We start from the raw sequence: 20,443 nt of genomic DNA on the forward strand, positions 1-20,443 counted from the left end.
CATCATATAATGGTTCAATTCTTAAAACAAAGTGTATCCAAAAATAATTGAAAGGTTTTTGTATTTGCTTTCCATAGAAGTTCCTCCAGGTAACATATCTCTTTTAGAGTTGATTCTGAATTCCACATTATATCTGTCTGCATATTTGTAACCAATTCCAAAAGCCATATTCATTGAAGATTTCAGTCCAGGTGTTACAAAAGTATTATCATATTCTAATTTTGATTTTTCTAAAACAGCATCAAATACACCTAAAGCATTCACGAAAATTTTAGAATTTTTATCTAAGAACATATAATATCTCAATCCCACAGGCAATTCAATAGAAGAATATTTTATTCTAACGCCTCTGTTAGTTGATGCATCCAATATTTTGTCTGCATTGTAGTATTGGTAGGTAGGCTCTATAATAACTGCGAGTTTATTATTGTTAAAAGGCAAAACAAATTCAGCTTCAACTCCGAAACGGAAAGAAGTTTTATTATCAAAATTGGCATTATAAAAATCAGGCATTACTTTGCTCTCCACAGAATAAGAAGAGAAATTAACTCCCGGTCTCAGGGTTACATGAAACAGATTTTTCTTTTCTGATTCTGTAATACTTTGGTAATTTACACTTCCTCCATTACAAGAATTCGCTTTTGTAAAAAATACAGTCAGATCCTTTGTCGTGTATTTTAATACTCCTATTTCTTTTTCAATAACTTCATTACAGGTCTTCACTTCTTTAAGCTGATTTCTGTACTCGTTATTTTCTGCTACTTTGTTATCATCAATAAAATACTTTTTATAGACTAATGGAACTACAACTCCATTATCTGCCTGATAGAAAAACAGTTTTGAAGTAGCTGAGTTATATTCGTAAAGATTGGTATCCCCCTGAACAAGAGTTTTTAAAAATACAGTCTCCTCAGTATATATCGGTGCTTTTTCCGTAGATAATGAACTCACAAAAGTGGATGAATTATCAATATTCACTTTCGACTTCACATATTTTACTTTATCGTCGATTTCGAATGATTTTACAGTGCTGATTCTGAGTATTTCTGATTTGGAAGATTCTGAAGATTTAAACTCAAACTGGGTGGGGTTATTTTTCCAATCAAGATTTTTAATGAAACCTTCTACTTTTTGATCTTTCTCCGTAACATAAGATCCTTTTCCAAAAGAATTTTGTGCAAAAGAATTAATGAAACAACACAATGTTAGAAAAAAGAATGTCTTTTTATTCATGGTATAATTTTTAAGGCTGCAAAAGTATATATTTAATAAAATAAAACCGACTTTTATTTTTAATAATTAACTTTGCAGTATGTATAGAATAATCGCAGGCCGATGGAAAGCCAAAAAAATAGCCGCTCCGAAAAATTTTGATGTAAGGCCAACCACTGATTTTGCAAAAGAAGCTTTGTTCAGCATTTTGGAAAATAAGTATGATATGCAGTCGATAGCTGCTTTGGATCTTTTCGCCGGAATCGGGTCTATTTCTTTAGAATTTGCTTCAAGAGGGTGTAAGGATGTAACTTCTGTAGAAATGAATCCTAAGCATACCAGTTTCATCAACTCTACGGCTTCTGAGCTGGACATGAGTCTGCAGGTGAATGTACAAAGAGGTGATGTCTTCGACTGGCTGAAAAAATTCAGAAACAGAAAATCTTTTGAAATTGTTTTTTCTGACGCTCCTTTCGAGATGGAGGAGAAAAAATACTACGAATTAATCTCTCTGGTACTTAATAATAAATACCTGAAACAAAACGGAGTTCTTATCATCGAGCATCAAAGCAGAATGAAATTTGACCATCCTAATTATGTGGAGACCAGGAAATATGGAAACATAGGTTTCAGTTTCTTTAATCCTAATAAGGAAGAAGATACCACAATAGAATAATCAGGAAACTTTTTTCTTGATTATTTTTTTTGAACTTTCAGAAGCTTCAATTCCCCATTTCGTAATTGCATTTACAACAGGCAGTAATGTTTTTCCAAAATCTGTTAAGGAATATTCTACCATCAAAGGTGGCTTTTTCGTGTAAACCCGTCTGTTGATAATTCCATCTTCCTCCAGTTGTTTTAATTGAAGACTTAGCGTTCTTTCTGTAATGGTTGGAATTAATTTTCTTATTTCATTATATCTCTTGGGCTTATCCAGCAGATAAACCAAAATAACGGCTTTCCATTTTCCGCCTATAAATTTCATGGTCACACTGGTGCAGCATGGGTAATCTTTGTTATCTATTGTATACATTTTTATACTATCCTTTTTTACCGTTATTGCAAAGTTACTAAACTTAAATTAATTTTGTAACTATAAAAAATATAGTATAAATATTATGAACTTTTTAGAAAAAATGAAATCAAGATATACTGTTAAAAAGTATAATCCACAAGGGAAAATCAGTGAAGATAAAATTCAGCAGCTGAAAGAAATAGTACAGCTAAGTCCATCTTCCATCAACAGCCAGCCATGGAACTTTGTTTTTGTAAGTGATTCTGTTATTAAAGAACAATTAGGCGAGGCATCGTATTGGAATAAAGAAAAAATAGTGGAAAGCAGCCACCTGATCGTTTTTCAGGTTTTAAAACATGCTGAGGATTTTGAGAAACAAATTGAAGGAAGGTTACCTGAAGGTTCCGTCAATTTTTACAAAAATTTTGTAAAAACAAAAGGGGAAGCTGCGGTCAAATCATGGATGGGTCATCAGGTTTATCTTTCTCTGGGCGTTTTACTTGCTGCATGTGCTGAAATGGGCATAGATTCTACCCCGATGGAGGGAATTGATCCCGATCAGTATGATATCATTTTAAACAATGAAAAATATGAAACCTTATTTGCGGTAGCCTTAGGAGTTAAAGCTGAAAATGACAGTAATCAACCCAATATAACCCCTAAAACAAGACAAAATAAAGAACAGGTCATTGTAGAATTATAAGAAAAAAGACTCATTGAATGAGTCTTTTTTGTATTCCGTAAGTCAATTTACTTATTGTAGATCTGTTATAAAACTTTCAACTCCAAATCAATGGTCTTTCCAAAGAATTTTTTGGAAATTTTCTCAAAGTTCTTGGTAAGGTCAGAAAGATAGAAATGATAATTAGGTTTCTGATTATGTTGATTCAGAAGGTTATATTTATCCAGAATGATCTTCAAATGATTGGCTACAATATTCGGAGAATCAATAACCCGTACACGGTTTCCGTAATACTGTTTGATCTCATCAATCAGTAAAGGATAGTGAGTACATCCTAAAATCAGGGTTTCAATATTTTTCAGCTTGCTATTGCTTAAATAATTGTAGATAATGGCATGGGTAATCGGATGGTTTTTGAAACCTTCTTCAATAGCGGGAACTAATAATGGGGTTGCCAGCTCATCTACTTTAATCCATTTATTATGTTTTCTGATACTCTTTTTGTAAAGGCCTGAATTCACCGTTGCCTTTGTAGCAATGACTCCAACGTTAGTGTGGATTTCATACGACACTTTTTCAGCTACCGGATTGATTACGTCTATCACCGGAATCTTACCTGCAACAGACTGCATCACCTCGTTCAAAGCATTAGCGGTTGCCGTATTGCAGGCAATGACAATCGCTTTACAGTTTTGCTCGAGCAAAAAATTGGTGATCTTTGTAGAATATTCAATGATTGCTTCCTTGGATTTTTCGCCATATGGAAGATGCTTGGTATCGCCAAAATAGATCAGGTCTTCGTTCGGAAGTAATCTTTTGATTTCTTTAGCTACCGTCAAACCTCCCACTCCGCTATCAAAAATCCCGATAGGCTGGCTTGACGAAAGATGCGAATAATCTTGTTTTTTAGTTTTCAAATGAGCTGAGATTTGATACAAAAATACAAAGATTTTAGATTTTAGATTCCAGATTTTATACTTTATTTACGCCAGATCTCCAATCAACAGACAATATGGATTAAAATTGATCGCCATACGCTTTATAAATTGAAGGATATGCTCCTGTTCAGGGATAAAAATATTATACAATAAACAAATCAGAGGCAATTCCATCCGCCATAAACCAATGTTTTTCCGGAATTTTCAGATGATTTTTTTCAACAATTAAAATACCTTCTTCTATTTTCGATTTTATTTCACGTTGAAATTGTTCAAGAATTCGCTCCGAAAATTTATTATTCAGGCTGTCAAGGTCAACTCCCCAGATGGTTCTCAACCCAATCATGATCATTTCATTGAACTGGTCTTCCTGTGAAAGGACTTCTTCTTCTTTAGCCAAAGAATTAAAAGTTAATTTTTTATTATACTGCTGATTATTGGCAACATTCCAGCTGCGCACATCAAAACCGTTGTATGAATGGGCAGACGGGCCTATTCCCAAATATTCTTTATACTTCCAATACGCAGAGTTATGCCTGGAATAAAAGCCCGGTTTTGCAAAATTGGAAACTTCATAATGCTCAAAACCGTTCTCTTTTAAAAAGTCTGACAAGTAATAAAATTCCCTATTCTGCTCTTCCTCTTTGGGTTTGGCAACTTTCCCTTTTAGAATCCAGTCGTTTAAAGCGGTTTTCGGCTCTACTGTCAATGCATAGGAGGAAATATGAGGTACTTCCAAAGCAATCGTTTTTTTCAGATTTTCTTTCCATATCTCAAGATTGGAAGTTGGTGAACCGTAAATTAAATCGATACTTAAATTTTCAAATCCAAAATCCTGTGCTCTTTTTATAGAACCTTCTGCATCAGCAGCATTATGAGCACGATTCATAAATCTCAGATCTTCATCAAAAAAGCTCTGTGTACCTATTGAAAGTCTATTAACCGGCGAATTGGATAGCTGCTTGAGAAAGTTCTTATCCAGATCATCGGGATTGGCTTCCAGGGTGATCTCTATATCTTTTTCAAAACTGAAATACCGTAAAACTTCGTCTATTAAAGAATTGATTTCGTCTGCAGAAAGAATAGAGGGTGTTCCGCCTCCAAAATACAGAGACTGCAGGGATTTATTTTCGAGTTCATCTTTCCTGAGAAAAATTTCTTTCTTCATGGCAGCAAGCATTTCATCTTTAAACTGTAAAGAAGTTGAAAAATGGAAATTGCAATAGCTGCACTTTTGTTTGCAGAAAGGGATGTGAATATATATCATAAAAAAAGCTCTGAAAAATTCAGAGCTCAAATTTATTTAAATTAAATTGATTAATATCTAAATCCTCTATGATTAATAAAGTTATCAAAGTTATAACCAAGGCCTAGCATAAAGCTATTTCCACCATAGCTCTGAATGTCAGACATTCCGAGGTTGTAGGTAGCGCCAATCATAAATTTGTTAAATCTTACTTTAACGATTGGAGAAACACTTAATTGTTGTTGGTCAAATCTATTCTGAACAGAACGGTAACTTACCCCAAAAGAGAATGCATTGATTTCATTCGAAAAAGTAGCCATTAGGTTATAATCTACCATTCTTGTTGAATTGGTATTTAAATTCACCAATACAGAAGGAGTTAAAGCAATATTATCTGCAATATTCCAGTTGTATCCAAGGTTTAAGAAAAACTTGATTGGAGAAGGCTCATAGTTGTTAACAATAGAAGCATCGTTGCTCAATGCGATATCGTTTACAGAAACACCTCCAAAGATATTTTTATAAGTTGCTGCTAAACCAAAGTTTGCGTAAGCCATAAAGATATTACTCTCATTACCTTGTAATAAAGGATCTCCACCATCTTCTGTATTAATTTTTGAATAATCAAAATTCATATTATACAAAGTTACACTGGTACCGAAAGAGAACTGGTCTTTTCTGTCTCCTTCACTACTTAATGGAATAAAATATGAAGCACCTGCTGTAATTCCACCAGCAGAAATAGGCCCATTGCTGTCTCTAAACACAGAAATACCAGCACCCACTCTATCGAAGATATTCGCATTGATCCCTATTGACTGAACACTTGGGGATTCGCTAAACTTTGAAAATTGTTGTTGATAATTGGCGTTGAGCTGTACGTAATCTGTCTTTCCGTATTGAGCTGGGTTGAACAGGAACTCACCATCCAAAAGATATTGCTGATAGTATGGTAGTGATTCTTGTGCTTTGTATGCATTCGACAAAAGAGCTAAACATACGATAGCATATAGTTTTCTCATAACAAATCTTGATTTCAATTCAACAAATATAAAAAAATTCTCAATATATTTTTAGTTTTCTAAATAAATTCTCCATTTTTTTACAGCATCCGTCATATCTTGAGGCATTGGGCTCTCAAAATACAATTCCTTTTTCGTCGTTGGATGTATAAACCCTAAAGTATGGGCATGAAGCGCATGCCTTGGCAAAATATCGAAAACGTTTTTTATAAACTGCTTATACTTAGGTAGGTTAACTCCGCGCAAAGGCGTATGTCCTTCATATCGTTCGTCATTAAACAAAGTATGGCCGATGTGTTTAAAATGTGCTCTGATTTGGTGGGTTCTTCCGGTTTCAAGTTTACATTCCACCCAGGTCATGTATCGAAACCTCTCTAAAACCTTGTAATGGGTCACCGCATGCTTGCCATGGCTTCCATCTTCGTAAACCGACATCTGCATCCTGTTTTTAGGATGCCTCCCGATATGACCCTTTATCGTGCCTTCATCTTCCTGCAGATTTCCCCATACAAATGCCCAGTATAATCTTTTGGTCGTTCTGTTAAAAAACTGCTTGGCCAAAAAGCTTAATGCATATTCATTTTTAGCAATTACTAAAAGTCCGGAAGTATCTTTATCTATCCGGTGAACCAATCCTACTCTGTCAAGATCAGATTTAGCTCCGTTTTTTTCGAAATGAAATGCCAGCGCATTCACTAAAGTCCCATCCCAGTTTCCAAAGCCAGGATGCACCACCATCCCAGGTTCTTTATCTACCACCACAAGATCATCATCTTCATATATAATATTGATTGGAATATCCTGAGGAATGATTACATTTTCTCTCGGCGGGTGAGCAAGCAGTACAGAGATCTGATCTCCGGGCTTCACACGGTAGTTTTGTTTTACGGGTATTCCGTTTACCACCACATTTCCGGCTCTGCAGGTTTGGGAAATTTTATTTCTTGAGGAGTTTTGTCTGTATATTAATAGGAATTTATCAATTCTCAGCGGCTCCTGCTTATTATCAACAGTGATATTAAGATGTTCATACAATCCTTTATTTTCCTCATCGATATCAACGGTATCAATTGTTCCGGAATCTAATAATTCTTCATCTAAAAAATCCTCGTTATCTTCTGCCATTCTTTTTTATTTTTACGCAAAAGGCTTCAACGTTTTGAAAGTTGAAGCCTATATTTTTTATAATAATTATATGCTATTCTACTACTACCTTTTTAGCTTTTGGCTTTTGAACAGGCTGCTGTGGTGTAGTGGAAGCAGCTTGTTTATGTGTAGTTCCTGTATTGGCAGCAGTACTGCTTGCAGGCGTTTTAGGCTTATTTTCTGTTGAAGCTGCCGGTTTAGTAGCTTCTGGTTTCACAGGCTCCGGTTTCGGAACTTCTTTTTTAGTCACCGGTATTGGAGCAACAGGCACTGGATCATAGCTAGGTTCCTGATGAGCAGGAATTTCATCGTAATGTACCGGAGGAAGAGAAGTATCTACTTTCATTCGGTATAATGAATTCAGCTGGTCTATTTTCGATCTTAGCTCGGCCGGCGTTTTCTTACTGGCCCAAAGATCCATCTGCATTCCCTGATCGCGGACATCTCCTGCTGCAGGATCCTGATAGTAAATAATATCAGATTCATCTTTGCTGCCATCTTCATGATCTACAAGGCCTACTTCAAACATACTTTTTGCAATAACTACTCTTGCTTCTTTAACGCTGAGTCCTACTACATTCGGAATTGAAATATTTCTCATCGGACCGGATCCTACCACAACATCAATCACAGAAAATCTAGGAATGCGGGTACCCGGTTTCACTGAGTTTCCTTTAAATAATATTCTAAGAATTGCATCTTTTTGAATGCTTGGTTCATAGATGGTATCACCTACCTTCAGACCTACCTGATCCAATCTCTGGAAGCCCAGACCGGAATATTTATTGATAACATCAGGAATAGCAATCTGAGCCCAGGTTCTAGGGTTAACTCTTAATCGAATTGTTCTTCCATCCTTTACACGGGAACCCGGCGAAGGATAGACCTGAAGCACCTGAAACGGTCTGTATTTAGGATCATAATTAGCACTGTCTACATCATATTCAAGTCCGGCATCATCTAATATTTTGACAGCATCGTGTACGGATTTATTAACAACGTTTGGAACGGGTACTTCCTGGCCATGGTTAGTATGATATTCCAACCAACGAAATGTAAGCCAAACCAACCCCACAAAAACAACGATGGCTACTAATAAGTTCACTAAAACTTTCCAATTGAAAAGTGATTTAAGCATACTAAAAAATACTTTAATTATAACGGCAAATATAGCTAATAATTTTAGAATGTGCTTTTTATTTAACACAATTCATTTTCGATTTTAAAATTTTGGAATTTCCCATATTGCATTGCATAAAATGATTAAATTTGCCTCAATTGATACTATATGATTATGAGCAAAAAACATGTTGCCGTAGTAATGGGAGGCTATTCTGATGAATATGTTGTGTCATTAAAAAGCGGTCAATTAATCTATGATTCTTTAGATAGAGATCTCTATAATGTACACAAAGTCGTTATCCTTAAAGATGAGTGGTATTTTTTAGGAGAAAATGACAAAAAATACGAGATCAACAAAGGGGATTTCTCCGTGACGTTAGATACTCAGGAGCATCTGAAATTTGATGTATGCTTTAATATTATTCATGGAACTCCGGGGGAAAATGGAATCCTTCAGGCGTACTGGGATGCTATCGGACAGACCTATACAGGCTGTGATTTTTATCAGAGTGCTTTAACATTCAACAAAAAAGATACGTTAGCTGTATTGTCAAAATATGGAATTCCTTCTGCGAAAAGTGTTTATCTAAGAAAGGGAGAACACATCAATACGGATGAGATTGTAGAAAACCTGGGTCTTCCGCTTTTCGTTAAACCCAATCAGTCCGGTTCATCGCTTGGAATAACAAAAGTAAAAGAGAAATCAGAATTAATCGCTGCTACAGAGGTGGCTTTTAAAGAAGATAACGAGATATTAATTGAAAGTTTTCTGGACGGAATGGAAGTTTCTGTAGGTGTCATTGATTTTAAAGGAGAAACGATTGTCATTGGCATTACAGAAATCATCCCTACCAATGAATTCTTTGATTATGAAGCTAAATACGAAGGTGCTTCTGAAGAAATTACACCGGCAAGAATTGATGAAGAAACCACAAAAAGAGTGGAAGAAATTGCTAAAAGAGCGTATGATTCTCTGGGAATGAGCGGTTTTTCAAGAAGTGAATTCATTCTGATGGATGGAATTCCTTATATGCTTGAAATGAATACGAACCCGGGATTCTCCCCAGCAAGTATCATTCCTCAGCAAGCCAGACATTACGGAATCTCTATCACAGACCTTTGTGGAAACGAAGTTGAAAAAGCATTAGCTAAAAAATCAAAGTAAGTATGAAAATCGCTGTTTTCCCGGGATCTTTTGATCCTATTACCTTAGGACACTACGACATTATAGAAAGAGCGGCGCCCCTTTTTGATAAATTAATTATCGCAATCGGGCAGAATTCTCAGAAAAAATACATGTTTCCTATAGAGAAAAGAATAGAGTTCATCCAAAATTCAGTAGCAGAATTTCCCAATGTGGAAGTCGATTATTTCGAAGGTCTGACGGTAGATTTCTGCTTTGAAAAAAATGCTCAGTTCATCCTTAGAGGCTTAAGAAATCCCGCCGACTTTGAATTTGAAAAAGCAATTGCTCACACCAACAGAACGTTAGCTCATAAAAAGTTAGAAACCGTTTTCCTACTAACCTCATCTGGAAAATCTTTCATCAGCAGCAGCATTGTGAGAGAAATTATTAACCACGGCGGAGAATACGAACTTCTGGTTCCGGATTCTGTACGGGTTGAAAAAGTAATAAAATAAATGATCATCGGTAAATGGTAAAAGATTTGCTTATGAGAAAATCACGAATCTTTTATCATTTATCACGGATCATCCACCCATGCACGAACAGTTTAATTTTATTATAGAAATACTGGGAACCATTTCCTTTTCAATGTCGGGAAGCTTTGCAGCCATGCAGAAACGTCTCGATCCATTTGGCGTTCTTATTATTGCATTTGTAACCTCTGTCGGCGGTGGAACGGTAAGAGATTTATTATTGGATATTCCTGTATTCTGGATGCATGATCTGCTCACCTGCGGGGTAATTATTATGACCAGTATATTCACGATGATTTTCAAATCTCTGGAGAAAAATTTTAAGGTTACTTTATTTATTTTCGACAGTTTCGGACTGGGTTTATTTACGATTATTGGTATCCAGAAAGGAATTAATGTAAATATCCATCCGTTAATATGCATCGGGCTCGGTACGATCACCGGATGTTTTGGTGGAATTATCCGGGATATTCTGCTCAACAGGATTCCGTTGATTTTCAGAAAAGAAATTTATGCCACAGCATGTATTGTAGGCGGTTCGGCATTTTTACTGATGACGAAATTTTCACCACTTTCTTATACTTTTATTCAGATTTTCACCATTCTTCTGATTGTTGCCATCCGTACTTTTGCGGTGAAATATCACTGGCAGATTCCAAAATTTTATGGACATGATCATAGTTCGGAAATGTAATGTAAGAATCAATTGAAAACTGACTCATCTTCCTTCCAATGATGCAAAATAAAAAAAAGTCCTGATAAAATCAGGACTTCAATATTTCTATGATTACTTTTTATTAAGAGAATTTTCCTCTTTGTCTCATATTAGGATTATGCATGTGCTTTTGCATAGAAGGCATTTTCAGCTGCTCTTTCATCATTTTGATCTGATCAGTCATCATTCCTGCGCTGTCTAATCTTTTTGCTTCTTCCAACAGTTTCTGTCCTTCTTGTTTTTTACCTTTAGAAATCGCAGATGCTGCAAGATTTAAAGTAGCCATCGCTCTGTCATGCTTCATATTCAAACCATACTCCAATGCTTTTCTCATTAAAGGTTCTACTTTCGTAGGATGTTCCTGCGCCAACGTCAGCCCCTGCAGATAATGGAAATATCCATACTGCGACTTGTGAAGCTGAGCCTGGTAGTTGGTAACTCCGCTCAAATATTTTACTGCTTTTTCCATATTCTGCTTTCTCAACTGCCAGAAAGCCAAAAGGATATATTCATTTTTAAAGAAAAGTAAAATAGGCACTGCTGCAAGAAGGAAAACTACGATCCCCCAGCCCAAACTTCTTGTGAAAAACATCATATAAAGCCCGGCAAGTATAAGAAGTGCTGCTACTACAATTTTTATGTACTTATTCATTATTAAATTAAAATTTAGAAGTGCAAAGATAATAAATTTAAGGTTTAAAGTTTAAGGTTCAGCGTTTAAAGCTTCACAATCTCTCTTATTCTGTAAACCCTGTCTGATAATCTGGGTTTAAGCCTTTTTAACTTCAGCTCTTTCAAAGGTTTGAAAACAAAAATCGTAAGGATTTTTTTCATCTTTCTCATGACATACCTCATTCGTTTTCTTCCAGATTTTAGGATCGATTTTCGGGAAAAACGTATCTGCTTCCATCTCTGCATCTACTACAGTAACTTCAAGCTTGTCTGCGATATCCATGGTTTGCTTATAAATATTTCCGCCCCCAATGATGAAAACATTCTCATCAATCTTTTTGGCAAATTTCACGGCTTCTTTAATACTGCCCACAATTAAAACCCCTTCTTCAAACCAGTCTTGTTTTCTTGAAATGACAATATTGGTACGGTTAGGAAGCACTTTTCCGATACTTTCGAAAGTCTTTCTTCCCATAATCACAGGATATCCGGAGGTAGTATCTTTAAAATGTTTCAGATCTTTCGGAAGATGCCAAAGCATTTGATTACCGGAACCAATCCCGTTATTTTTCCCTATCGCCACTACAATTGTTACCATTAAAATAATTTTCTGCAAAATTAATACATAATTTGTATATTTGATTAGCACAAAAAAAATTAAAAAAAATAAATTATGAAAAATAAAGGCTGTCTAAGCGCCGGAACGATCGGTATTGCTCTTCTTATCATTGTTGCTGTTATCTTTTTCTGGGGTAAAAGCGGGTATAATAATTTTGTACAAAAAGAACAGGATGCCAATACCAAATGGTCTAATATAGAAACTGTTTATCAAAAAAGGGCCAACCTGATTCCGAATTTAGAGAGAACGGTAAAATCATACTCAAAATTTGAACAGGAAACTTTAACGAAAGTAATTGAAGCCCGTTCTAAAGCTACTTCCATTAACATTGATCCTACCAATATGACAGAAGCGGATCTTGCTAAATTTCAGGCAGCACAAGGAGAATTATCAGGATCACTGAGCAGATTAATGGCTGTAGTAGAACAATATCCTAACTTAAAGGCAGATCAGCAGTATATCAATTTCCAAAGAGAATATATTGCCATTGAAAACAGCATAAGAACTGAAACAGTATATTATAACAGCAGTGTTCAGGATTATAACACGACGATCAAACAGTTCCCGAATAATATCCTGGCTAATTTCACAAACTTTAAAGAAAAACCTTTATTCAAAGCTGAAGCAGGTGCTAATAAAGCTCCTGATGCTTTCACAGAATAATGAGCAACTTTTTAACCAATCAGCAGTTGGCTTCTTTGGTAGAAGCAATTCAGTCTGCAGAACAGCATTCTACAGGTGAGATTAGAGTGCACATTGATTCCAATACAGAAGATCATCACGCAGAAACAGCATATCAGGTTTTTAAAAAGCTTGATATGCATAAAACTGCTGAAAGAAACGCCGTGCTTTTTCACATCAATTTCGAAAAAAAATACCTCACCATTATCGGGGATGTAGGAATTCATGAAAGAGTACAGCAAGAATACTGGGACCACCTGCATGACTATATTACTTCTGAATTTGCCAAAGGCAATTATCACAAGGCATTAAAAAGTGCTATTCTGGAAACAGGTCTTGAACTAAAAAAATATTTTCCTGTACAAGGAGAAAACACCAACGAGCTCCCCAATGAGATTACCTTCTCTTAAAATACTATTTTCATTCCTGTTAGTATGCTTTTACACTTTTGTATCAGCCCAATATACTATTCCTAAAAAACCTGCCGTTCTCTACCCTGTGTATGATGAAGCAGGATTACTTTCCCAGCAGGAAAAAGATGCACTGAATAACAAGCTTATCAAGTTTGCCGATTCTACTTCTACAGAAATTGAAGTGATCATCATTCCTTCTACAAAAGGGCAGGATGTGAATTTTCTGGCAACCATGTTCGGTGAGCAATGGGGTATCGGAAAGAAAAAAGTAGATAACGGGGTGGTCTTTTTAATTGCTACGCAGGACAGAACCATGTCTATACAGCAGGGACGAGCTGTTGAACAATATCTTACCGCTTCAGTTTCCGGTCAGATTTTAGATTATATCGTTACGCCTAATTTTAAGAAAGGACTTTGGTATGAAGGGATAAATGGTGGTACATCGGCTATTATGGAAGCTGTACAGGGGAAATTCAAACCTATTGCAGCACAGGACAATGGCGGAAATGGAAGTACAGTTAAAATTCTTATTATAGCATTTGTTATTTTCCTGATCATCGTTATCTTTTTTGGAAATAAGGGTGGCGGAGGCGGTGGAAATAATGACGACGACGATGTTATCATTTCCAGAAGAGGCCGTAGAAATTATCCCGGTGGATTCTTTCCATTCCCAGGTAGTTTTGGAGGTGGTGGATTCGGTGGTGGAAGTTCAGGCGGCGGAGGCGGATTTGGAGGCTTCGGCGGCGGTGGAAGTTTCGGCGGCGGCGGTGCATCCGGAGGATGGTAATTCATTTAAAAAACACACACAATATATAAATCATTACAATGAAAAAAAAAATTATTAGATTATCAGTACTATTATTTCCGTTGGTTGCGACCGCTCAGGTCGGAATAAACACGAATGACCCAAAAGCCATGTTTCATATCGATGGCGGTAAGGATAACGGAACCACTTCAAATTTAATGCAGCAGCTCAACGATTTTGTTGTGACCAAAGATGGGAAGGTAGGGATAGGAACAACAACTCCTATAGATCTTCTCACAATGGTTGGCAACGGAAATGCTGATGTAAACATGGGACTCTTTTCTAATGGAAACACAGATCAGGCAATAGCGTATCATAATGCCTTGTTTGATGGAAGCCCAGCCGCTCCTCAAACGGTAGGCGCTGGCAGAAGTATCGCCGCTTTTGAAGGATATGCCTATAACCAAACCCTTACGGCTCCTCATTTACTATCTTCAGTCGTCATGAGAACAGGAAGAAATGCGGGAGGAGAAATCTGGTTTGGAACCTCTCCTACCAATACAGGCAATTACGTTAATCATTATAATTCTTCTATAGATAATAATGGAAATATGGGAATCGGTGTAGACCCTACGGTAAGAACAGCAAAAACAAAACTTGAAGTCAATGGTGTCATAAGCTCTACTCCTCAAACATTAACAAGTAACGGATCTCAAATAACAAGTACGGTGGTGAACGTACAGCCGGCAGTACAAGATGATGATTTTATCCTGCCTAATCCTACAGCAGCTCCGGGTGCCATTATTTTTATACGAAATATAACCACTACTACTGCTGAAATAATCACTCCCGCCGGACAGATTATTGACGCTTCAAGCATTGGAGGAGCCAATAATATGTATATGATCGGATTGGATAACCATTCCAGCAAAACCAAAACAGTAATGTTTGTAAGTGACGGATCAAACTGGACCGCATTCAGACCAAGTAATTAAAATATATAATTTTACCTTATAGAAACTATAACTCCGGTTATAGTTTTTTTTATTGCACTCAAATTCTATCCCTTTTTGTGAAAAAATCTTATTATATTTACAGAAAGGGGAGATTTTGAAAAAAACATTAGTCGTTTTTGCACATCCATATTTAGAGCACTCAAACTCAAATATAGAGCTCTTCAATTTCTATGTCCGTCATCAGCACTTCACTTTAAGAGATTTATACGAAGAATACCCTGATTTTCACATCGCTGCTTTCAGAGAAAGAAAACGGCTGAAAAACTATGACCGTTTTATTTTTCAGTTTCCCATTATATGGTTTGGAATGCCGCCTCTGTTACGGTTATGGATTGATGAAGTGTTCGACCGTGACTGGCTAAAGGAAGGAGAATATAACCCGTTGGAAGGTAAGGAGGTGTATATCCTTGTAACCACAGGAGGCAAAGAAAGATCATTCAGCAAGACTGGAACCTATGAATACACGATTGACGAACTCATCAGCGGGCTGATTGTTTCCCTGAAGGTTTTCAAAGCAGATATAAAGCATATCAAAATCGTTTATGAAGCCAATAAACTGACTAAAAAAGAAATTATTCTACATAAAAAAGAATTTACCGCACTTCTAAACCAATAAAATATGGAGTCCAGCTTAGCGATGAATACATTAATTTTCTTGGGCGTTGCCATTATTATGGTTCCGCTTGCAAGGAAATTCGGGCTGAGCTCTGTCATTGGATATATTTTGGGAGGGATCATTATTGGCCCCTATGTCCTTAAACTTACCGGGAAAGATGTTAACGACATCATGCATGCCAGCGAATTTGGAGTCATCATGCTTTTATTTTTAGTCGGGTTGGAACTGGAACCCCGGAAATTCTGGGATATGCGGAAGAAAATAATGGGACTGGGTCTCACTCAGATGCTCCTTACTATTGCTCTGCTTTTTGTAGTTTTCATTAGTGCCGGCTGGAGAATCGATATGGCAATTGCCGTCGCAATGTGTTTTGCATTATCTTCCACTGCTATTGTGCTGCAGACGCTTCAGGAAAAAAATAATTTCAAAACAATGGCTGGAGAGGCTTCATTCTCTACCCTATTGTTTCAGGATATTGCTGTCATTCCTATTCTTGCCATTTTACCGCTTATTGCTAATTATAAATCAACTCATCACAATAACGAAATTCAAATTATCATTCAGAAGCTCCCGGAATGGCTTCAGGCAGGAACGGTGATTTTAGGTGTTGCCATTTTAATTTTGTTGGGCAGGTATGTATTCGTTCCATTTCTTAGGTATGTGTCCAAATCAGGCATGACAGAATTATTGACCGCCTCTTCCTTATTTCTGGTAATCGGTGTTTCAGAGCTGATGGTTGCTATTGGGCTTTCACCGGCATTAGGAGCTTTCCTTGCTGGAGTAATGCTTGCCAACAGTGAATTCCGTCATGAACTGGAAGCACAGATCGATCCTTTCAAAGGCTTATTATTAGCCGTATTCTTTGTAAGTGTAGGTTCTACGATCAATTTTAATATCATCCAGAATGATCCACTATTTATCTTCAGTACTGTTTTTGCGGTATTGGCTATAAAATTTGTTGTTCTGTATGCCATTGGAAAATTTTTCAAGCTGGATACGCCTCAAAGTTTTTTCTACGCATTTGCCCTTTCGCAGGTGGGGGAATTTGCCTTTGTATTGATCAATTATGCTTCTGACCTTTATCTTTTAAGCCCGGAAATTAATGCCCAGATGATGGCCGTTACAGCCATTACCATGTGTATCACCCCTATTCTTCTGATTATTAATGAAAAATTTATTACCCCAAAATTCATTAAAGAAGTACCGGATGAGGAAAATGACTTCAATATTCTGGATAACGATGTAAGCCAGAAGAAAATTATTATTGTTGGATTCGGACACTTTGGAAGTACGGTAGGCCGTCTTTTAAAAGCGAATAAAATTCCTGCAACGGTTTTGGACAGGGATTCAGACCGGGTAAAACTGTTGAGAAGCTATGGTTTTAAGGTATATTATGGAGATGCCACAAGAATTCCAACCCTGAGGGCTGCAGGAATTGAAGATGCTGAAATTTTGGTATTATGTCTTGATGATGCAGACGATAATAAGTTCATTGCCGATCTTGTCCGCGAGCATTATCCGAAAGTTAAAATCTTTGTTAGAGCAAAAAACAGAATTGATGCGTATGATTATCTGAACAATGGTATTGAGCATATTTACCGTGAGACATTAGGGACCGCAGTAGATATGGCCGTAGACCTGCTCAACGAAACTGGTATGAGAAAATATGCTGCAAGACGTCTTGGGCAAAGGTTTATGGCTATAGATAAGGCATCCATCAGAAGATTAGCTAAAGCAAAAGATACTGAGGATGAAATCTTATTATTTACAACAAAAGAATTCCTCCAGCGTGAGGAGGAATTATTGGCTTATGACAATCTTAATTTTGATAATAAAAATTGGGAAGGTTCCACATCAGAAGATGAGGAAACCGACCATTAATTTACTGAATCGTTACGCTTCCGCCACTATTTTCTTCTTTTCTAACCGTTGTAACATTTCCTTTTTTGTACACAGTAACACTTCCTCCTGAAGAAGCTTCTGCATCAATACTTGAACTTGCACTGATTTCTAAATTAGCCCCACTTGAAGCATCTGCTTTTATATGGTCTGTAACAATAGATTTTGCGGATATACTGCTTCCTGATGAAGAACTGATTTCCGTATTTTTAGCCTTTCCTGAAATGGTCATACTTGATCCTGAAGAAGCTTCAATATCCAAATCAACTGCCCATATTTTACCTTGATAACTTGAGCTGCTGCCTGCATTAATATCAAGCTTATTTGCTTCGATATCAGCGGTAATACTCGCAGCACTGGAAAGTTCTATCTCTGTTTTTTCCTGGGTAAATTTATCTTTAACCACGATACTCGCTGCAGAATTGGCATTAATCTTTGTAAAATCTTTAGTATAAATTTTTGCCGAAACTCTATTGCTGTTCGTCACCCTGATCCCTGATTTGTAGTGAATATGCAGCTTTCCGTTGTCATTATCAACAAGCACCTCATCAATAATATTTTCAGGAGCCGAAATAACCACTCTCTCTGTTTCAGACTTTATCACTTCTGCCATAATTGCCTGAGAGACTTCGATTTCATCAAAATCGCCTTTAAATTCTTTTTGCTTGATAGGCCCGCTGTCTTTATTGATTACTTTTTCTACCCAGCCGCTTTTTTCTCTGTTTCTTCTGTCATGATTTTCATTGCATGAAGCTAGCAGCACGAAGGCTGAAAAAATAAAAAGAGTTGTTGATTTCATGTTTACCGTTTTATAAATTAAGTTTTTAATATCTTTATACTTTAATAACAACTAATTTATGAAAAATATTTCATCGGTATTGTTAATTTCTGCTTTGGCATTAAATCAATCTTGTACTACAATGAAAAAAACCGATACTCAACAGGAAGTTCCTGTACCAGATTCTTCCTTATCTTCTAATCCATTTATGAAGAAAAGTAAGCTTCAATATGAGGCTCCGGAATTTGATAAAATTAAAAATGAACATTTCAAACCGGCTTTTGATTTCGGACTGAAACAGCATGACGCTGAAATTTTAAAAATCGCCAACAATCCTGCTGCTCCAACTTTTGAAAACACGATTGTGGCTTTGGAAAAAAGCGGCGAAGTTCTGAGAAGAACCATGATGGTATTTTCGAATCTTACCAGTGCGAATACCAATCCTACCCTGCAGGCTTTAGATGAGGAATATGCTCCCATCTTTGCGGCACATTCGGATAAAATGTATCTGAATGAAAATCTTTACAAGAGAATACAGTCCATTAAAGAAGATGGCCTGGATGCAGAAGGGAAAAGACTGGTACAGTATTACAAACAGAATTTTGAAATCGCAGGTGCCAATCTTTCTTCGGCTGACAAAGAAAAACTTAAGCAGATCAACCAGGAACTGGCATCACTTTCCACCCAATATGCCAATAAATTATTAGAGGCCAGAAAACAGGGCGGCGTTTTCTTTTCTGATGCAAAAGAACTGGACGGACTTTCTGCTGACGAAATTGAAGCTGCAGCAACGGATGCTAAAACGGCTGGACAGCCCGGAAAATACCTTCTCGCTTTACAAAATACGACTCAGCAGCCCTTATTGCAAAACTTAAAAAACAGAGCAACGAGAGAAAAGCTTTTCAAAGCTTCCTGGTTAAGAGCTGAAAAAGGAGACGCTAATGACACCAGAGAAATCATTGAAAAACTGGCTAAGATCAGATTGAAAAAAGCGCAAACGCTGGGTAAGAAAAGTTTTGCAGAATGGAAGCTTCAGGACCAGATGGCGAAAACTCCGGAAGCAGCTACTAAATTAATGAACCAGATCGCGACTCCGGCTGTAGAAACCGCAGCGCGTGAAGCAAAAGATATTCAGGCATTGATCGACCAGCAGAAAGGTGGTTTCAAGGTAGAACCCTGGGACTGGAATTTCTATTCTGAACAGGTAAGAAAAGCAAAGTATGACCTTGATGAAAACCAGATCAAGCCTTACTTTGAAGTAACTACCGTGTTGGAAAAAGGAGTTTTCTACGCTGCTGAAAAATTCTATGGCCTTACTTTTAAAAAGAGAACAGATCTTCCGGTATATCATCCTGATGTAGTAACCTACGAGGTTTTTGATCATGACGGAAAATCTATTGCCATCTATTATCTTGATTTTTATACGAGAGATTCTAAAAATGGAGGGGCATGGATGAGTAACTTCGTGGAACAGTCTTATCTTTTGGGAACCAAACCGGTAATTGTCAACTGCTATAATTATCAGAAACCAGCTCCAGGAAAGCCTTCATTAATAAGCTATGATGATGTTTCTACGATGTTCCATGAGTTTGGACATTCTATCCACGGAATGTTTGCAAGTCAAAAGTATCCTTCCCTTTCAGGAACCAACGTTCCGAGAGACTTTGTAGAATTCCCTTCACAAATCAATGAGCATTGGGCTTTAGATCCTATGGTTCTGAAAAATTATGCTCTTCATTATGAGACTAAGCAGCCTATTCCTCAGGCTTTGGTTGATAAAATCAAGAAAGCAGCGACTTTCAATCAGGGATATATGACAACAGAACTTGTTTCTGCTGCAGAACTTGATATGGATTGGCATACGGTAACGAATGAAACTCAGCTGATTCCGGTGTTGGATTTTGAAAAACAATCACTGGCAAGCCACGGATTTACGCTAGCAACAGTTCCGCCAAGATATCATACTCCTTATTTTGCCCATATCTGGGGCGGTGGGTATTCCGCAGGATATTATGCTTATTTATGGTCTGAGACATTAGATAACGATGCCTGGGAATGGATCAGCAATAACGGCGGCCTGACAAGAGAAAACGGTGACCGTTTCAGAAAATATATTCTTTCTGTAGGAAATTCTGTTGACCTTAATCAGGCATTCAGAGATTTTACAGGACACAATCCGGATATTAAACCTTTATTGAGAAACAGAGGATTTATTAAATAAATATTGAAAAAGGAGCATTCATTGAT

The 20,443-nt window shown here is 36.9% G+C and carries 22 protein-coding genes; 12 read left to right on the plus strand and 10 right to left on the minus strand.

The features are described from left to right. Positions 1-21: 21 nt before the first annotated feature. On the minus strand, positions 22-1,233 hold the full coding sequence (locus IW15_RS14090) for an outer membrane beta-barrel protein (RefSeq protein ID WP_034712432.1): 1,212 nt from the start codon (positions 1,231-1,233) through the stop codon (positions 22-24). Between the two features lie 79 nt (positions 1,234-1,312). Here IW15_RS14090 and IW15_RS14095 point away from each other — a divergent pair, with 79 nt between their 5' ends. Further along, entirely contained in the window at positions 1,313-1,888 is a 576-nt protein-coding gene (locus tag IW15_RS14095; protein WP_034712434.1) for an RsmD family RNA methyltransferase, read from the plus strand. On the opposite strand, the gene IW15_RS14100 is transcribed toward IW15_RS14095, so the two are convergent. Beyond that, positions 1,889-2,245: a winged helix-turn-helix transcriptional regulator gene (locus tag IW15_RS14100; RefSeq protein ID WP_034712436.1), complete on the minus strand. Its 357-nt coding sequence runs from the start codon at positions 2,243-2,245 to the stop codon at positions 1,889-1,891. A gap of 85 nt (positions 2,246-2,330) precedes the next feature. On the opposite strand from IW15_RS14100, the gene IW15_RS14105 reads away from it, so the two are divergent. Then, entirely contained in the window at positions 2,331-2,930 is a 600-nt protein-coding gene (locus tag IW15_RS14105; RefSeq protein WP_034712437.1) for a nitroreductase family protein, read from the plus strand. A gap of 65 nt (positions 2,931-2,995) precedes the next feature. Here the strand turns inward: IW15_RS14105 and murI are convergent, their stop codons facing one another. From murI to IW15_RS14130, 5 genes are all read right to left on the minus strand, one after another. Further along, positions 2,996-3,826: a glutamate racemase gene (gene murI, locus IW15_RS14110; RefSeq protein ID WP_034712438.1), complete on the minus strand. Its 831-nt coding sequence runs from the start codon at positions 3,824-3,826 to the stop codon at positions 2,996-2,998. 163 nt (positions 3,827-3,989) lie between these two features. Further along, positions 3,990-5,114: a radical SAM family heme chaperone HemW gene (hemW, locus tag IW15_RS14115; protein ID WP_084681437.1), complete on the minus strand. Its 1,125-nt coding sequence runs from the start codon at positions 5,112-5,114 to the stop codon at positions 3,990-3,992. A gap of 50 nt (positions 5,115-5,164) precedes the next feature. After that, on the minus strand, positions 5,165-6,115 hold the full coding sequence (locus IW15_RS14120) for a PorP/SprF family type IX secretion system membrane protein (RefSeq protein ID WP_034712441.1): 951 nt from the start codon (positions 6,113-6,115) through the stop codon (positions 5,165-5,167). Between the two features lie 51 nt (positions 6,116-6,166). Further along, positions 6,167-7,240, minus strand: coding sequence for an RluA family pseudouridine synthase (locus IW15_RS14125; protein WP_034712445.1), 1,074 nt, complete (start codon positions 7,238-7,240; stop codon positions 6,167-6,169). A gap of 73 nt (positions 7,241-7,313) precedes the next feature. Further along, positions 7,314-8,399, minus strand: a complete 1,086-nt coding sequence (locus IW15_RS14130) for a PASTA domain-containing protein (protein ID WP_034712448.1) — start codon at positions 8,397-8,399, stop codon at positions 7,314-7,316. Positions 8,400-8,555: 156 nt separating this feature from the next. On the opposite strand from IW15_RS14130, the gene IW15_RS14135 reads away from it, so the two are divergent. The 3 genes from IW15_RS14135 (at position 8,556) to IW15_RS14145 (ending at position 10,736) form a co-directional block, all read left to right on the plus strand. Beyond that, positions 8,556-9,548 carry a D-alanine--D-alanine ligase gene (locus tag IW15_RS14135; RefSeq protein WP_034712450.1) on the plus strand — a complete coding sequence of 331 codons (993 nt, stop codon included), beginning with the start codon at positions 8,556-8,558 and terminating at the stop codon, positions 9,546-9,548. A 2-nt stretch (positions 9,549-9,550) separates the two neighbouring features. After that, positions 9,551-10,024 carry a pantetheine-phosphate adenylyltransferase gene (gene coaD / locus IW15_RS14140; RefSeq protein ID WP_034712452.1) on the plus strand — a complete coding sequence of 158 codons (474 nt, stop codon included), beginning with the start codon at positions 9,551-9,553 and terminating at the stop codon, positions 10,022-10,024. A gap of 79 nt (positions 10,025-10,103) precedes the next feature. Beyond that, on the plus strand, positions 10,104-10,736 hold the full coding sequence (locus IW15_RS14145) for a trimeric intracellular cation channel family protein (protein ID WP_034712454.1): 633 nt from the start codon (positions 10,104-10,106) through the stop codon (positions 10,734-10,736). Between the two features lie 103 nt (positions 10,737-10,839). Here the strand turns inward: IW15_RS14145 and IW15_RS14150 are convergent, their stop codons facing one another. Beyond that, complete coding sequence (locus tag IW15_RS14150) at positions 10,840-11,409, minus strand: tetratricopeptide repeat protein (RefSeq protein ID WP_034712455.1); 570 nt, start codon at positions 11,407-11,409, stop codon at positions 10,840-10,842. 117 nt (positions 11,410-11,526) lie between these two features. Then, positions 11,527-12,027 carry a dihydrofolate reductase gene (locus tag IW15_RS14155; RefSeq protein ID WP_034712457.1) on the minus strand — a complete coding sequence of 167 codons (501 nt, stop codon included), beginning with the start codon at positions 12,025-12,027 and terminating at the stop codon, positions 11,527-11,529. 75 nt (positions 12,028-12,102) lie between these two features. Between IW15_RS14155 and IW15_RS14160 the strand changes: the two genes are divergently transcribed. From IW15_RS14160 to IW15_RS14185, 6 genes are all read left to right on the plus strand, one after another. After that, positions 12,103-12,711, plus strand: coding sequence for a LemA family protein (locus IW15_RS14160; RefSeq protein WP_034712460.1), 609 nt, complete (start codon positions 12,103-12,105; stop codon positions 12,709-12,711). Further along, the gene (locus IW15_RS14165) at positions 12,708-13,139 is read left to right on the plus strand and encodes a TPM domain-containing protein (protein ID WP_034712461.1); all 432 of its coding nucleotides are present in this window, start codon (positions 12,708-12,710) and stop codon (positions 13,137-13,139) included. The genes IW15_RS14160 and IW15_RS14165 overlap by 4 nt, the downstream gene beginning before the upstream one ends. Beyond that, a complete protein-coding gene (locus IW15_RS14170) occupies positions 13,120-13,929 on the plus strand; it encodes a TPM domain-containing protein (RefSeq protein WP_034712463.1) in 810 nt (269 codons plus the stop codon). Before IW15_RS14165 ends, IW15_RS14170 begins: the two co-directional genes overlap by 20 nt. A 38-nt stretch (positions 13,930-13,967) precedes the next feature. Beyond that, positions 13,968-14,882 (plus strand): hypothetical protein, encoded by a 915-nt coding sequence (locus IW15_RS14175; protein WP_034712466.1) that lies wholly within the window; start codon positions 13,968-13,970, stop codon positions 14,880-14,882. Between the two features lie 115 nt (positions 14,883-14,997). Continuing rightward, positions 14,998-15,519: an NAD(P)H-dependent oxidoreductase gene (locus IW15_RS14180; RefSeq protein ID WP_034712570.1), complete on the plus strand. Its 522-nt coding sequence runs from the start codon at positions 14,998-15,000 to the stop codon at positions 15,517-15,519. 3 nt (positions 15,520-15,522) lie between these two features. Then, entirely contained in the window at positions 15,523-17,400 is a 1,878-nt protein-coding gene (locus tag IW15_RS14185) for a monovalent cation:proton antiporter-2 (CPA2) family protein (protein ID WP_034712468.1), read from the plus strand. Between the two features lies 1 nt (position 17,401). Here IW15_RS14185 and IW15_RS14190 read toward each other — a convergent pair whose 3' ends face one another. Then, the gene (locus IW15_RS14190) at positions 17,402-18,217 is read right to left on the minus strand and encodes a head GIN domain-containing protein (protein WP_034712573.1); all 816 of its coding nucleotides are present in this window, start codon (positions 18,215-18,217) and stop codon (positions 17,402-17,404) included. Between the two features lie 58 nt (positions 18,218-18,275). Here IW15_RS14190 and IW15_RS14195 point away from each other — a divergent pair, with 58 nt between their 5' ends. Next, positions 18,276-20,417 carry a M3 family metallopeptidase gene (locus IW15_RS14195; RefSeq protein WP_034712471.1) on the plus strand — a complete coding sequence of 714 codons (2,142 nt, stop codon included), beginning with the start codon at positions 18,276-18,278 and terminating at the stop codon, positions 20,415-20,417. Positions 20,418-20,443 lie beyond the last annotated feature (26 nt).

Origin of the sequence: Chryseobacterium soli (assembly GCF_000737705.1) — a bacterium.
Classification (GTDB): Bacteria; Bacteroidota; Bacteroidia; order Flavobacteriales; family Weeksellaceae; genus Chryseobacterium; species Chryseobacterium soli.